Origin of the sequence: Paucibacter sp. B51 (assembly GCF_027863535.1) — a bacterium.
Classification (GTDB): domain Bacteria; phylum Pseudomonadota; class Gammaproteobacteria; order Burkholderiales; family Burkholderiaceae_C; genus Paucibacter_A; species Paucibacter_A aquatilis.
The window spans coordinates 1,940,577-1,955,675 of the sequence record NZ_JAPIVN010000001.1 but is presented as its reverse complement, the minus strand read 5'-3'; the positions used below and the strand labels follow the sequence as shown (position 1 = coordinate 1,955,675).

The window sequence follows — 15,099 nt, the reverse complement described above, 5'->3', positions numbered from 1 at the left end:
CCCAGGGCCTGTCACGCTGACCTCCGAAAGGGGCACCGCAAGGTGCCCCTTTTTTCATGGTCGATCCATCGCTTCAGGCCGGCCGCAGGCACCCCGCGAACCGAGGGGTCGACCGCGCGGCAGCGTGCCAATCCGCACACCAGGCACCGGCGCTGAACCTGCTCTTGCAGCCCGGGCGCCACAAGCCTGCGCCAGCCGGCCCGCGCACGCTGATAATCAGCGCCAAATCCGGCACCCCGTTCGCATGTCCAACGCACCTACCCTGCATTCCCTGCTGACCGAAGCCATGACCCAGGCGCCGGGCCTGAGTCGTCACCTGCTCAACGCCATCCAGGACGAGTTGGACAGCCGCCCCAAGCACTTCCACCTGCTGGACGGCTGGCGGCGCATGCGTGCGCGCTTCCCCAACGATTTCGAAACCGCCCTGCTGCCCCTGCTGCAGGCCTCGGCCCGCGGAGAAGACCCGCTGCAGCGCAAGCTGGACGACATCAACTCCCTGAGCCTGGTCGACGACCGCCAGGCCTTGCAGGACGTGGCCGTGGCCCATGTGATCCACGCCGTGGAAGAGCACGCCCGCGCCGAGCTGCACCAGCTCGGCAATGTCTTCGCCGCCCTGCGCGGCACCGCGCGGGCCTTGAAGAACGAGAACCCGGTGCGCCCGGCCCTGTTTGCCCAGGCCCTGCTGGTGGCTCTGTCCAGCGTCGAGATGGAGCCGCAGGCGCGTTACGAGCTGATGCAGGCGGCCTCGCAACCCATGGCCAGCGGCATGCTGCGCGTCTACAGCGCCCTGTGCGCCCAGGTGCGTGCGGCCGACCTCAGCCCCATGGTCGCCAGCCATGCGGCGCAGCGCAGCAGCCCCGAGTCCGACATGCGCCTGGCCCTGGCGCGGCGCAGCACCCAGCCCGCCACCCTGGACGGCCTGGCCCGCCGCGTGCACGAGCACAACAGCCGGCCCATGCCGCTGCCGCCCGCCGGCAGCAGCCCAAGCCAAGCGGCCGCCGCGCCGGTGTTCCGCGCTGGCCCCGGCCCCGATCTGCTGAGCCGGCTCTACGACCAGATCCTGGCCGACCCGCGCCTGCTGCCGCCGCTCAAGGCCTTGCTGGCCCGACTGCAGGTCGCCGTGGTGCGCCTGGCCCGCAGCGATGCCAATCTCTTGCACAAGCAGGACCATCCGACCTGGCAGCTGCTCAACCGCGTGGCCGCGCATGGCATGGCCTTCGAGCGCGCCGATGACGAGCGCCTGCAGAGCTTTCTGCGCATCGTCGAAGGCGAAGTCCAGGGCCTGATCGACGCTGCGCTGCCGAGCGCCGCCCTGTTCCAGCAGGCACTGAGCCGGGTCGACGCCCACATCAGCAGCCAGGCCCAGCAACGCAGCGAGCGCAGCGCGCAGGCCCTGGGTGCGCTCGAGCGCGAATCCATGCGCGAGGCCTGGCTCAAGCTGCTGCGCGAGCAGCTGGCGCAACAGACGGCCGAAGCCCCGCTGGGCCCCAAGCTGCGCCGCTTCCTGGGCACGGCCTGGGCCGAGGTGATCGTGCAGGCCATGGTGCTGCACGGCCGTGAATCCAGCCAGGCCCTGACCCGCATCGAATGGGTGGACCAGTTGCTGGACAGCCTGCACGACGCGCCCGACGAGCGCTCGCGCCAGCGTCTGCGCCAGAAGCTGCCCGCCTTGATCGACGGGCTGCGCAGCGGCTGCGATGCCATCGCCCTGCCCGAGGCGCAGCGCGAATCGGTGCTGCAGGAGCTGATGTTCCAGCATGGCCGCGTGCTGCGCGGCCAGCACGCCCTGCCCGAAGCGGCCAAGGCCATCGAGGCGGCCCAGCGCAGCGCCGGCAAGCAGGAGCTCAGCCCCGAGGAACTGCTGCAGCGCCTGCTGGTCGAACGCGAATCGCAGATGTCCACGCAATGGGCCCACACCCGGGTCAACCGCGGCCACCTGCCCACGGTGCCGGTGCAGCTCTACGACCAGAACGACTCGGCCGAGGCGCGCAGCGCGCTCAGCGCCTGGCTGGACGCCCTGCACATCGGCGGCTGGTACCACCTGTTCGTGCAAAGCCACTGGCTGACTGCCCAGGTCGCCTGGATCAGCGAGAGCGGGCAGTTCTTCCTCTTCGTCGGCCAGGACCCCGACCAGCGCCACTCGCTGACCCGCGCGGCCCTGGAACGCCTGCTAACCCATGGCCTGATCACCGCCCTTGATGAAAACAGCCTGGTGCAACGCGCCGTCGATACCTTGATGCAAGACCTGGACGATGAGGCCTGAGGCCCGATCCGGCCTGTTGCTGGCCCTGGCGCTGCTGATCGGCAGCCCGCTTGCCCAAGCCCAGGCACAGACCACCGGCCCGGCCGAGCGAGCACCCATCGGCCTGGTGCTCTCGGGCGGCGGCGCGCGCGGCCTGGCCCATGTCGGCGTGCTCAAGGTACTGGAGCGCGAGCGCATCCCGGCCGATATGGTGGCCGGCACCTCCATGGGCGCCATCATCGGCGGCCTCTATGCCAGCGGCATGAGTGCGCGCGATCTCGAGCGCGAGCTGCTGGCCGTCAACTGGGGCACCGTGTTCAACAGCCGGGTCGACCGGCAGCAGCTCTCGCAGCGCCGCAAGGAAGAGGATTTCGAGTTCTCCCCGGCGGTGGAGGTGGGCATGCGCGACGGCGAGATCCGCCTGCCGCAAGGCACGCTGTCCAGCCGCGGGCTGGAAATCCTGCTGCGCCGCTTCACCCTGCCGGTGCGCAATGTGCAGAACTTCGACGATCTGCCCACACCCTTCCGGGCCGTGGCCACCGATCTGGAGACTGGCGCCCAGTTGGTGATGAGCCGGGGCGATCTGGCCCTGGCCCTGCGCTCCAGCATGAGCGTGCCCGGCGTGTTCGCGCCGACCGAGTGGCAGGAGCGCATCCTGGGTGACGGCGGCCTGGTCAACAACCTGCCGGTCGATGTGGCCCGCAGCCTGGGTGCGCAGCGCCTGATCGCCGTCAATGTCGGCACGCCGCTGTCGGGCCGCTCGGCACTCAACTCCCTCGTCGGCGTGACCGGGCAGATGATCAACATCCTGACCGAGCAAAACGTCCAGCGCAGCCTGGCCACGCTGGCGCCGAGCGATCTCTTGATCACGCCGCAGCTGGGCCCGCTGGGCGCCAGCGATTTCGACAAGACCCGCGAACTGATCGCCGCCGGCGAAGCCGCGGCCGAAGCCATGCTGCCGCGCCTGCGCAGCCTGGCCGTGTCGCCCGAGGCCTATGCCGAATGGCAGCTGGAACGCGTGCGCCGCAACCAGCCCAAGGCCATGCTGGCAGCGGTGCAGTTCGAAGGCAGCAGCATCACCAACCCTGAGCGCTTCAAGGCGCAGCTGGAATCGGCGCCAGGCCAGATCTTCGACACCGAGCGGGCCGAGCGCGATGCGCGCCTGCTGGCCTCCTCGGGGGACTATGAGCGAGTCGACTACCACGTCGAGCAGCGCGCCGGCGGCGACGCGCTTGTCTTCACCATGGACGACAAGCACTGGGGCCCGAACTACTTCCGCATCGGCCTGGACCTCAGCACCGATTTCGACGGCGAGAGCGCCTTCAATCTGCGCATCTCCCACAACCGCCACTGGCTGACCCCGCTGGGCACCGAGTGGCGCAACCAGCTGACCATTGGCCAGACGCCGCGCTTCTACAGCGAGATCTACCAGCCGCTGAGCTTCCAGCTCGGCCGCTCGAATGACTGGTTTGTCTCCGGCTGGGCCGAGCTCGATCGCCGCAATTTCACGCTCTACCAGGACACCAGTGATGTGGCCGTGGCGCGGCTGCAGCGCCAGGCCGCGACCTTCGGCGCCGATCTGGGTCAGCCCTGGGGCCGCCTTGGTGAGCTGCGCCTGGGTCTGCAGCACCAGAACTGGCGGGTCACACCCAAGCTGGCGCCGGCCCTGCTCAGCGACAACCGCCTGGACAAGGTCTGGAGTGAAACCGGCTTGCGCCTCAAGGCGGTGGTGGACCAGCTGGACTTCGCCAACTTCCCACAGCGCGGCTACCGGGTGCTGTTCGAGGCGATTGCCGGCCAGCAAAGCGGCGGCAGCGTGCGCCACGCGGCCTTCCACCGTGCCGAGCTGCAAGGCAGCTGGGTGCGCAGCTGGGGCACGCACACGCTCAATCTGCATGCCCGAACCTTCCTGGCCCGCCAGCCCGAAGACTCGGCGCAAGGGCCGTATTCGCTGGGCGGATTCCAGCAGCTCTCGGGCTACCAGCCGGGGCAGCTGATCGGCGACACCCTGATCTTCGGCCGCGCCACCTACTACCGCCGCCTGCGTGAAACGCCGCTGCTGACGCGTGGCTTCTTTTACGGCGGCTCGCTGGAGATCGGCAATGCCTGGGGGCAGAACGACAAGGTCTCCAGCAAGGACTTGCGCACGGCCGCCAGCCTCTTCATCGGCGCCGACACCGGCATCGGCCCGCTCTACCTGGCGGTGGGCATGGCCCCACAGGGCAGCAAGGCCATCTACCTCTTCATCGGCCGGCCCTGAGCGCTTGCGCGCTGTCTTGCTGCGCCACCGCCATGCGGCGTTGGCCGGTGCTCGGAATCCTCACGTACCTCAAGTACGTTCCGGTTCCTGCGCGCCGTCCGCCTTGCCTGACGGCGGCTCGCAACAGACAGTACGCCAGCGCCGATTACTCGGCAGCAGGCCGCACGGCCTCGTCCACCTGGGCCGCCGGGTCGGGCAGGTCCTCGGGGTTGAAGCTGGCCTTGACCAGGGTGGCGCTGTGGGCCCACTCGTACAGGATGTGGGCGACATCGGCCACGCCCTGCTTCTTGAGCGCGGAGAACAGGGTCACGCGCACATCCGACTCTTCGGTGACGATGTCGCCGAGGAAATCCTGGGTGGCGAAGAAGGCTGCATCGGCCTCCTTGCGATTGAGCTTGTCGGCCTTGGTCAGCAGCACCAACAGCTTGATTTCGCCATTGCGCACGCGCGGAGTGACGAACTCGAGCAGCTGCTTGTCCAGATCGGTCAGGCCCAGGCGCGAGTCCACCATCAGCACCACGCCCGACAGGCTGCGCCGCACCTCCAGATAGTCGGCCATCACCTTCTGCCAGCGCAGCTTGGCGGCCTTGGCCACCGCCGCATAGCCGTAACCGGGCAGGTCGGCGAACAGCGCGTTCGGCGCGTCCTTGGGGCCCAGATGGAACAGATTGATGTGCTGGGTGCGACCCGGTGTCTTGGACGCAAAGGCGAGGCGCTTTTGCTGGGCCAGAGTGTTGATGGCCGTGGATTTGCCGGCGTTCGAGCGACCGACGAAGGCGATCTCGGGCAGCTCATTGGGCGGCAGATGGACCAGCTGGCTGGCGGTGGTCAGGAAGCGCGCAGTGTGGGTCCAGCCCAACACCACCTTGTCGGTGGGGGCGGCCGCGGCAACCGGATTTGGCGCGATTTCTTGCGGCTCAGAAGTGGTGTTGGTCATGAAGTATTCAGGCTTGATGGATTGCCATTGTAAAATCTATGGGTTGCGCTTACCGAATCAATAAATTCATGATGAAGACTGCTGCTGTCCTGACCACGAGCCTCGTGCTTGCATTCGCCACTTTCTCGGCGGCACAAGCCAGCGAAGCCAAGGCCTCCGCCAAGCCCGACCTGGCCAAAGGCGGCACCATTGCGGCCCAGGTCTGCGCCGCCTGCCACACGGCAGACGGTTCGCGCGGCAGCCCGGCCAACCCCATCCTGCAAGGCCAACACCCCGAATACCTGGCCAAGCAGCTGACCGAGTTCAAGGCCGGCATCCGCAAGAACGCCGTCATGCAAGGCATGGCCGCCACCGTATCGGACGAAGACATCAAGCATGTCGCCGCCTTCTATGCCTCCAAGCAAGCCAAGCCGGGCTTCGCCAAGGACAAGACCCTGGTCGAGCTGGGCGAAAAGATCTACCGCGGCGGCATTGCCGAGCGTTCGATCCCGGCCTGCGCCGGCTGCCACAGCCCCAACGGCGCTGGCATGCCGGCCCAGTACCCGCGTCTGGCCGGCCAGCACTCGGATTACACCGAAGCGCAGCTGATCGCCTTCCGCTCCGGCGCCCGCGGCAACAACGCCCAGATGATCGGCGTGGCCGCCAAGCTCAACGATCGCGAGATCAAGGCCGTCTCCGACTACATCGCCGGCCTGCGCTGAGCCCAAGCGAGCCTTCGGCCGCTGCACCTGATCACAAACAAGGCCGGTGGATTTCACCGGCCTTTTTTCATGGTCTCGCCCTCGACGCCTCTCGCCCACCGACAATCCTGCTTCCATGAGCGACACCCTACCTTCCAGCGAGTACGCGCACGACACCGTGCCGGCCGAGCCGCCGCCAGCGGCCCCGACCGAAGCGGCGGCGCCGGCCCCCGCGCCTCAGGCTGGTCCAGCCCCTGCCCTGGCCCCGGTGGCCGTGGCGCCGCATTCCGCTGCCCGGGAGCTGATGGATTTGCTGGCCTCGATGCGTTTCGCCATCGCCTTGCTGACCGTGATCTGCATCGCCTCGGTGATCGGCACCGTGGTCAAGCAGCGCGAACCGCTGAACAACTACGTCAACCAGTTCGGACCTTTCTGGTCTGAGGTGTTCGGCAAGTTCGACCTCTACACCGTCTACGGCGCCTGGTGGTTTCTGCTGATCCTGGCTTTTCTGGTGGTCTCCACCAGCCTGTGCATCACACGCAACACGCCCAAGATCCTGCAGGACATTCGGAACTTCAAGGAGTCGGTGCGCGAGCAGTCCCTGCAAGCCCACCACCACAAGGCCATCCTGCAGCTGAGCCGCGCGCCCGAAGCCGCGCTCGCTGACTTGAAGAGCCGCCTGGCGGCAGGCGGTTGGAAAACCAAAGTGCAGGTGCGTGACCGTGGCGTGATGCTGGCGGCACGGCGCGGCGCCAGCAACAAGATCGGTTATCTGGCGGCGCATTCGGCCATCGTGCTGGTCTGCATCGGCGGCCTGCTGGACGGCGACCTGCTGGTGCGCGGCCTGATGTGGGCCCAGGGCAAGACGATTTATGAAGGTGGCGGCCTGATCAGCGAGGTCAAGCCCGAGCACCGCCTGCCGCCCAACAACCCCAGCTTCCGCGGCAACCTGATGGTGCCGGAGGGCGCCACGGCCGGCACGGCCATCCTGTCCATGCCCAGCGGCGTGGTGCTGCAGGACCTGCCCTTCGATGTGGAGCTGAAGAAGTTCATCGTCGAGTACTACGACACCGGCATGCCCAAGCTGTTCGCCAGCGACATCGTGATCCGTGATCGCGAGACCGGGTTGACGACCGAAAAGCGGGTCAAGGTCAACGAGCCGGCCCAGCACCGCGGCATTGCCATCTACCAAAGCAGTTTTGAAGACGGTGGATCCAGCCTCAAGCTGCAAGCCCTGCCCATGGGCCGCAAAGCCGCTGCAGCAGCGGCCAAGCCCTTCGAGATCGACGGGGTGGTCGGTGGCAGCACACAGCTGGATGGCTTCGCCCCGCAAGATGGCGGCAAGCCCAGCGACAGCCTGCGCCTGGAGTTTGCCGGGCTGCGCGTCATCAATGTCGAGAACATGAGCGGCGGAGGCGCGGGCAAGGCCGACAGCACCGATGTGCGCGCCGTCGATCTGGTCAACAAGCTGCAGAACCACATGGGCAGCGGCGCCCGCGCTGGCGCCGACAAGGAGCTGCGCAATGTCGGCCCCTCGTTCAGCTACCGCCTGCGCGATGCGGCCGGCCAGGCCCGCGAGTACAACAACTACATGCTGCCGGTCGATCTGGACGGGCAAAGAGTTTTCCTCGCCGGCGTGCGCGAAACCCCGTCCGAAGCCTTCCGCTACCTGCGCATTCCGGCGGATTCGGATCTGAGCATGGACAGCTGGATGCGCTTGCGCCAGAACCTGCTCGACCCGGAGTTGCGCGAACGCGCCGCCCGCCGCTATGCCGTGGCCGCCACGCCCAACGACAAGCCGCAGATGACGCCGCAGCTGCAGGCCACCGCCCGCCGCGCACTCAATCTGTTTGCCGGCGCCGAGAGCGCCAAGGTGGACAGCAGCAACGGCTGGGGCGGCCTGCCGGCCCTGAGCCAGTTCATCGAAAGCGAAGTGCCCGAGGGCGAGCGCCAGCGCGTGTCTGAAGTGCTGCTGCGCATCCTCAACGGCAGCCTGTTCGAGCTCTACAAGCTGGGCCGCGAGCAAGCCGGCCAGGCCTCGGCCCCGACAGACAGTGCCACCCAGGCCTTCATGACCCAGGCCGTGCTGTCCCTGTCGGACAGCATGTTCTACCCGGCGCCGGTGCTGCTGCAGTTGCAGGATTTCAAGCAGGTGCAGGCCAGCGTGTTCCAGGTGACGCGCGCACCGGGCCAGAAGCTGGTGTATCTGGGCGCGGTCTTGCTGATCGTGGGCGTGTTTGCCATGCTCTACATCCGCGAGCGCCGCCTCTGGTTGTGGCTGGAGCCCAGCCCGGGCCAGCCGGAAACCACCCGGGTTCGCATGGCCATGGCCAGCACCCGAGAATCGCCCGATATGGCCACCGAGTTCGAACAATTGCAAGGCTATCTCTCCAAGGAAGAAGGCGTATGAACAGCGCAAGCAGCAGCAGCGGCACCCTCCGCAGCACCGGTCGGCCGGTGCGCAGCCAGGACCTGGGCTACTTCTCAGGCCGGGACGCCCTCGACTGGAGCTTCGCCGCCCTGATCCTGATCGGCGGCCTGTTCGCCTTCTCGCGCTACGGCGCCTCGATGGATGGCTACGAAAAAGGCATCCTGGTCTGCGCCATCCCCTCGCTGATCGCGCTGGGCTGGTTCTGGGCGCCGCTGCGCTGGCTGTGCGCCGGCGTGGGCGCGGCCAGCCTGCTGGCCATCGGCCTCTACGTCCAGACGCCCGATGCCTTTGGCGCCGATCTGGCCGCGGCCGACAAGGTCTTCTGGCTCAAATACGCCCTGTCCAGCCAGAGCGCCATCTTGTGGATGAGCGTGCTCTTCTACATGGCCACCCTGTTCTACTGGGGCGGCTTCTTCACCAAGAGCGGCGAGAACAGTGCCGCCGAAGCCATCGGCTCGCGTCTGACCTGGGGCGCCGTCTTCATGGCCCTGGTGGGCACCATGGTGCGCTGGTTCGAAAGCCACCAGATCGCCCCGGACATCGGCCACATCCCGGTCAGCAACCTTTACGAGGTCTTCGTGCTGTTCGCCTGGATGACGGCGCTGTTCTACCTGTACTACGAAGCCAAGTTCAAGACCCGGGCCCTGGGCGCCTATGTGCTGCTGGTGATCAGCGCGGCGGTCAGCTTCCTGCTGTGGTACACGGTGGCGCGCGAGGCGCATGAGATCCAACCCCTGGTGCCGGCCCTGCAAAGCTGGTGGATGAAGATCCATGTGCCGGCCAATTTCGTGGGCTACGGCACCTTCGCCCTGGCCGCCATGGTGGCCCTGGCCTATCTGCTCAAGACGGCCAGCTTGCGCGCGCTGAGCCTGGGCCTGATCGCCATGCCCCTGGCCCTGATCGCCATGATTCTGGCCGCCCGCTTCGGTGCCGATCTGCCAGCCGAGACCATCGCCGGCCTGGACGGCTGGGCGCGCAAGATGGCCGGCCTGCTGGTCTTCTTCGTGATGGCCGTGGCCTTGCGCAGCCGCCTGACGGCCCGCCTGCCCGAGCTGAGCACTCTGGACGACCTGATGTACAAGGCCATCGCCCTCGGCTTTGCCTTCTTCACCATCGCCACCATCCTGGGCGCCTTCTGGGCTGCCGAGGCCTGGGGCGGCTACTGGAGCTGGGACCCGAAGGAAACCTGGGCCCTGATCGTCTGGCTCAACTACGCCGCCTGGCTGCACATGCGCTTGATGAAGGGCCTGCGCGGCGCCGTCTCCGCCTGGTGGGCGCTGGCGGGCCTGGTGGTCACCACCTTCGCCTTCCTGGGCGTGAATATGTTCCTCTCCGGCCTGCACTCCTACGGCACGCTCTGAGACCCTAAGCCCCCCCATGCGTCGCCAGCCCGCCCCGGCCATGACACTGCGAAGGATGCTGGCAGAGCTGGGTAGAGGGCCCCTGGGTAGATGGGCGCTGGGGTGGGGGGCACTGCAGCTCAGCCTCTGCGGAATGCTGGCCAGCACAGCCGGCCACGCCGTCGCCACGCCGCTGCGCATCGCCACCGGTGAACTGCCGCCCTATGCCACCCAGAACCGCCAGGACCAGGGCATTGCCCTGGACATCGTGCGGCGTGCCTTTGCCCTCGCCGGCTACCAGGTGCAGTACCACTTCCTGCCCTGGGCCCGCGCCCAGCAGGAGACCCGCCAGGGCCTCTACGACGCCTCCGCCTACTGGGGGGCCTCGGCCGAGCGGCGGCGCGATTTCCTGCTCAGCGACAACGTGCTGACCGAGCAATGGCTGCTGGTCTACCGCCGCGAACTCAAGCTCGACTGGACCACCCTGGCCGATCTGCGCGGCTACAAGGTCGGCTATGTGCGCGACTACACCTACACGCCCGAGTTCTGGTCCAAGATCCAAAGCGGCGAGCTCGACGGTGACGCCACGCCCACCGACCTGGCCGGCTTGCGCAAGATGCTGCTGGGCCGCATCGATGTGCTGCCCATGGAGCGCAACGTCGCTTGCGATCTGCTCGGCCATCATTTCAAGCCGGCCGAAGCGGCCCAGTTCGCCGCCCACCCGCGCCTCTTGACCGACAGCTTCAGCACCCACCTGATCCTGCCGCCACAGGTGGCACGCAGCGCCGAGCTTTTGCGCGACTTCAACCTCGGCCTGAAAAAGCTCAAGGACAGTGGCGAACACGGCCGCCTGCTGCGGGCCCTGCCCTGCCCCGCCGGCTGGAACTGAGGCTGGCGCCTGGCGCCACAGCCACCCGCCCGCGGGACATTGGCCCCGGGCCCGGCAAAATTTTGCGGCAGCCCGTAAGCTCAAGGCTCGTTCTCGCGACAGAGACCCACCTCCTCCTCGATTGCCGCCCGCCATGCGCCACACCGACCGCCACCTTGCCCCGAGCACGCCCATCCTGGCCTCGGAGATCACGCCACAGGCGGTCTACCAGCAGCGCCGCCACTGGCTGCAGCTGATGGCCAGCGGTGCCGCCGGCGCCGGCCTGGCCGCCTGGGCCGGCCGCGAGGCCCTGGCGCAGACCGCCGGCCCCGGCAAGCTGGCCAAGCTGCCCGGCGCCAAGAGCACGGTGGCCGGCGCCATGAGCCTGGACAAGCTGACCCGCTATGAAGACGCCAGCAGCTACAACAACTTCTACGAATTCGGCACCGACAAATCCGACCCGGCCCGCACGGCCGGCAGCCTGAAGCCGCGCCCCTGGACGGTCGCGGTGGAAGGCGAAGTCGGCAAGCCCGGCAGCTTCGATCTGGACCAGCTGCTCAAGCTCAGCCCCATGGAAGAGCGCATCTACCGCCTGCGTTGCGTCGAAGGCTGGAGCATGGTGATTCCGTGGGTGGGCTATTCGCTGGCCGAGCTGATCAAGCGGGTCGAGCCCAACTCGCGCGCCAAGTATGTGGAGTTCATCAGCCTGGCCGACCGCAGCCAGATGCAGGGCCTGCGCTCGGGCGTGCTGGACTGGCCCTACACCGAGGGCCTGCGCATCGATGAAGCCATGCACCCGCTGAGCCTGCTGGCCTTCGGCATGTACGGCGAAGTGCTGCCCAACCAGAACGGCGCACCGGTGCGACTGGTCCTGCCCTGGAAGTACGGCTTCAAATCGGCCAAGTCCATCGTCAAGATCCGCTTCGTTGAAAAGCAACCGGTGTCCAGCTGGACCCGCGCCGCGGCCAGCGAATACGGCTTCTATTCCAATGTGAACCCGCAGGTGGACCACCCGCGCTGGAGCCAGGCCAGCGAGCGCCGCATCGGCGAAGACGGCCTGTTCGCCAAGAAACGCCCCACCCTGATGTTCAACGGCTATGCCGAGCAGGTGGCCTCGCTCTACGCCGGCATGGACCTGAAGAAGTTCTACTGAGGCCGCCCTGCATGGCGCGCCGCTCCCTCTGGCTGCACCCCGCGGCCAAGCCCCTGCTGTTCTTGATCTGCCTGGCGCCTCTGGCCTGGCTGATCGCGGCCGCCGCCACCGACCGGCTCGGCGCCAACCCGGCCGAGGCCTTGATCCGGGGCCTCGGTGACTGGAGCTTGCGCGGCCTCTGCCTGACCCTGGCCGTGACGCCGCTGCGCGTGCTCAGCGGCCAGCCGGCCCTGGCCCGTTTTCGCCGCATGCTGGGCCTGTTCAGCTTTTTCTACGCCAGCCTGCACCTGCTGGCCTACGGCTGGCTGGACATGGGACTGGAGCTCGGCGACATCGGCCGCGACATCCTCAAGCGGCCCTTCATCCTGATGGGCTTTGTCGCCTGGCTGCTCTTGCTGCCCCTGGCCCTGACCTCCTTCAACCGCGCCATCAAGGCCCTGGGCGCAGCGCGCTGGCAGCGCCTGCATCGCGCGGTCTATGTGCTCAGCCTGATCGCCCTGGCCCACTTCATCTGGATGCGCGCGGGCAAGAACAACTTTGCCGAGCCGGCGCTTTACGGCGCCATCCTCGGCCTGCTGCTGGGCTGGCGGCTGTGGCGGGCCTGGCGGAGCGGCGCAAGGCGTGAACTGGGATAATCCGGCGCCTTGATCCTCGCGCCGCAGCCTCCCCCCATGCCCCACACCTCCAACGCACTCCCTCCGCAGCTCGATGTCGCCATCCTTGGTGGCGGGCCGGCCGGCTGCAGCGCGGCCTCTTGGCTGCAGCAGCTGGGCCTGCGCGTGCTGTTGGTGGAGCGGGCGCCGCAGCTCTGCGCCGGCCTGCAAAGCCTGCAGTTCAACCAGGATTGGGTGCTGGGGGCACCGGGCCAAAAGCTGGCCGACTTGGGCCAGCAGTACGCGCGACAGGTTGAGGGGCTGAGCGAGGTGCACACGGTGCTGGGCCAGAGCTGCGCCCATCTGGACTGGCTGGCCGGCGAAGGCTGGCGCCTGCGCCTGGAGGACGGCAGCAGCGTTCAGGCCCGCGCCCTCCTGCTGGCCACCGGCCTCAAGCCGCTGCGCCCCGAAGCCTTCTTCCCCTCGCCCTTGCCCCACCCGCGTGTGCTCGATGCGCTGAGCCTGACCGCCTGCCGCGAACAACTGGCGCCGGCGCGCATCCTGCTGCTCGGCGGCGGTGACAACGCGGCCGAGAACGCGCTCTACCTGCAGGCACGCGGCCACCAGGTCACGCTCTGGTCGCGCAGCGACTGGCGCGCCCAGCAGCGGCTGGTGGAACGCATCCAGGGCCTGGCCGGTGCCGTCCAGACCCGCCTGCCCAGCCCGATGCCAAGCCGGCTGCTGCCGGACGAGGCCGGTGTCACGGTGCAATCTCAGGCCTTTGGCGAGGAACGCTTTGACCATGTGGCCGTGCTGCTCGGCTTCGAAGCGGAGCCCAGCGCCTGGCTGCAGGTGGGTGACGCCCTGCAGCGCGCCGGCATCACGGCACCGTCTCACCCGTTCCGCGACGAGCCGCGCTTTGCGCCCCTGGGCCTGTTCGTGGCCGGCGACGCCAGCGGCCGCCAGCACCCCTGCGTGCAGACCGCACTGGGCGACGGTGTGGTGGCGGCCAAGGCCGTCGAGGCCTTTTTGCGCCCTCTGCAAGAGGGTCAGCCCAGCCTGGCCCTGCGCCGCAACAACCGCCAGATCATCCACATCACCGGCCTGCGCTTTGGCGCCAACCTCGGCGTGCTGGACTTCGAGCGCGAAGGCCCGCAACCGATCCAGGTCGATGCCGAGGTCAACCTCGGTGCCCAGCAAATCGTCTCGCGCGATGCCGACATCGGCCATGTGCTGGACTACCGCCGCGTGCGCGCCATCATCATCGACGAGTGCACGGCCGAGCACACCGACCTGCTCGAAGCCTTGCTCGGCAAGCTATGCACCCGCTTGATGAAGCTGCCCGGCGTGGCCGGCGTGCGCATCAAGGTCACCAAACTCGAAATCTTCCCCGACTGCCAGGTTGCCATCAGCGCCGAATGCGGCCAGTGGTAGTGGACCACCCCGACGCGCTTCGCGCACCCCTCAAGGGGCAGCGCCCGGTGGCCCGGCAGAGCCGGCTCCACGCGCGCCACGCGAAGATTCGCAGCCCCTGGCGGGGCGCTCAATGACACAGACTGCCGCGATAGCAAGGACAGACCCCATCATGCTGAACACCCAAGACGCCCCCACCCTGAACCTCGATCTGCCCAGCCAGCTGGAAGCGGCCGCGCCGGCCAGCGACGAAAGCGCGGCGCAAGACAAAAAGGCCTCGCGCGAGATCAACAAGCTGTCCAAGCGCCTGCACCGCCAGGTGGGCCAGGCCATCGTCGACTACAACATGATCGAGAACGGCGACAAGGTCATGGTCTGCCTGTCCGGCGGCAAGGACAGCTACTCGCTGCTGGACATCCTGCTGAACATGCAGAAGCGCGCGCCGATCCAGTTCGACATCGTCGCCGTCAACCTCGACCAGAAGCAGCCCGGTTTCCCCGAGCATGTGCTGCCCGAGTACCTGAAGTCGCGCGGCATCCCCTTCCACATCGAGGAGCAGGACACCTACTCCATCGTCAAGCGCCTGGTGCCCGAGGGCAAGACCACCTGCAGCCTGTGCTCGCGCCTGCGCCGCGGCAACCTCTACCGGGTGGCCAGCGAGCTGGGTGCCACCAAGATCGCCCTGGGCCACCACCGCGACGACATCATCGTCACCCTGCTGCTGAATATGTTCTTCGGCGCCCGCATGAAGGGCATGCCGCCCAAGCTGGTCAGCGATTCAGGCGAGCATGTGGTGATCCGCCCCCTGGCCTATGTGGCCGAGCCCGATCTGGTGCGCTGGGCCGCGCACCGCGAGTTCCCCATCATTCCCTGCAACCTCTGCGGCAGCCAGGAGAACCTGCAGCGCGTACAGGTCAAGGCCATGATCAACGAGTGGGAGAAGAAGTACCCGGGCCGCATCGAGAATATGTTCACCGCCATGGGCAATATCGTGCCCTCGCACATGATGGACCGGGACCTCTTCCCCTTCCAGACCATCAAGGCCGATGGCAAGCCCGACGCCAATGGCGACATCGCCTTCGACGAGGACGAGGCCTGCAGCACGCCGCAAGCCAGCGCCAGCCCCTCGGTGATCAGCATCCACCGTCAAGAAACGTAAATCCTTCGACAACACAAGGACAA

The 15,099-nt window shown here is 67.7% G+C and carries 11 protein-coding genes, 1 other RNA gene and 1 pseudogene; 12 read left to right on the top strand and 1 reads right to left on the bottom strand.

Features of this window, described 5'->3' with window-relative positions; translation table 11 throughout:
* The first annotated feature begins 244 nt into the window (after window positions 1-244).
* The 3 genes from OOB33_RS08285 (at window position 245) to OOB33_RS08275 (ending at window position 4,639) form a co-directional block, all read left to right on the top strand.
* Window positions 245-2,263, top strand: a complete 2,019-nt coding sequence (locus tag OOB33_RS08285; protein ID WP_165794571.1) for a DUF1631 family protein — start codon at window positions 245-247, stop codon at window positions 2,261-2,263.
* Window positions 2,253-4,502 carry a patatin-like phospholipase family protein gene (locus OOB33_RS08280; RefSeq protein WP_271008334.1) on the top strand — a complete coding sequence of 750 codons (2,250 nt, stop codon included), beginning with the start codon at window positions 2,253-2,255 and terminating at the stop codon, window positions 4,500-4,502. Before OOB33_RS08285 ends, OOB33_RS08280 begins: the two co-directional genes overlap by 11 nt.
* A 62-nt stretch (window positions 4,503-4,564) precedes the next feature.
* A non-coding RNA gene (locus OOB33_RS08275) (sX9 sRNA) lies at window positions 4,565-4,639 on the top strand.
* Window positions 4,640-4,647: 8 nt separating this feature from the next.
* Here OOB33_RS08275 and yihA read toward each other — a convergent pair.
* A complete protein-coding gene (gene yihA / locus OOB33_RS08270; protein WP_102768037.1) occupies window positions 4,648-5,439 on the bottom strand; it encodes a ribosome biogenesis GTP-binding protein YihA/YsxC in 792 nt (263 codons plus the stop codon).
* 71 nt (window positions 5,440-5,510) lie between these two features.
* Here yihA and OOB33_RS08265 point away from each other — a divergent pair, with 71 nt between their 5' ends.
* From OOB33_RS08265 to ttcA, 9 genes and pseudogenes are all read left to right on the top strand, one after another.
* The gene (locus OOB33_RS08265; protein ID WP_102768038.1) at window positions 5,511-6,140 is read left to right on the top strand and encodes a c-type cytochrome; all 630 of its coding nucleotides are present in this window, start codon (window positions 5,511-5,513) and stop codon (window positions 6,138-6,140) included.
* 283 nt (window positions 6,141-6,423) lie between these two features.
* Complete coding sequence (locus tag OOB33_RS08260; protein ID WP_271010023.1) at window positions 6,424-8,529, top strand: cytochrome c biogenesis protein ResB; 2,106 nt, start codon at window positions 6,424-6,426, stop codon at window positions 8,527-8,529.
* Window positions 8,526-9,911, top strand: coding sequence for a c-type cytochrome biogenesis protein CcsB (gene ccsB, locus OOB33_RS08255; RefSeq protein WP_271008333.1), 1,386 nt, complete (start codon window positions 8,526-8,528; stop codon window positions 9,909-9,911). Before OOB33_RS08260 ends, ccsB begins: the two co-directional genes overlap by 4 nt.
* Window positions 9,912-10,044: 133 nt before the next feature.
* A complete protein-coding gene (locus OOB33_RS08250) occupies window positions 10,045-10,779 on the top strand; it encodes a substrate-binding periplasmic protein (protein ID WP_165794572.1) in 735 nt (244 codons plus the stop codon).
* Between the two features lie 133 nt (window positions 10,780-10,912).
* Window positions 10,913-11,911, top strand: a complete 999-nt coding sequence (gene msrP, locus OOB33_RS08245; RefSeq protein WP_271008332.1) for a protein-methionine-sulfoxide reductase catalytic subunit MsrP — start codon at window positions 10,913-10,915, stop codon at window positions 11,909-11,911.
* An 11-nt stretch (window positions 11,912-11,922) separates the two neighbouring features.
* Window positions 11,923-12,546 (top strand): sulfite oxidase heme-binding subunit YedZ, encoded by a 624-nt coding sequence (locus OOB33_RS08240; protein ID WP_271008331.1) that lies wholly within the window; start codon window positions 11,923-11,925, stop codon window positions 12,544-12,546.
* Window positions 12,547-12,582: 36 nt separating this feature from the next.
* Window positions 12,583-13,332 (top strand): annotated as a pseudogene (locus OOB33_RS08235) (NAD(P)/FAD-dependent oxidoreductase); the annotation flags it as partial.
* Window positions 13,333-13,569: 237 nt separating this feature from the next.
* Entirely contained in the window at window positions 13,570-13,938 is a 369-nt protein-coding gene (locus OOB33_RS08230; RefSeq protein WP_223696736.1) for a dihydroneopterin aldolase, read from the top strand.
* A gap of 154 nt (window positions 13,939-14,092) precedes the next feature.
* Window positions 14,093-15,076, top strand: a complete 984-nt coding sequence (gene ttcA, locus OOB33_RS08225; RefSeq protein WP_442953040.1) for a tRNA 2-thiocytidine(32) synthetase TtcA — start codon at window positions 14,093-14,095, stop codon at window positions 15,074-15,076.
* Window positions 15,077-15,099: the final 23 nt, after the last annotated feature.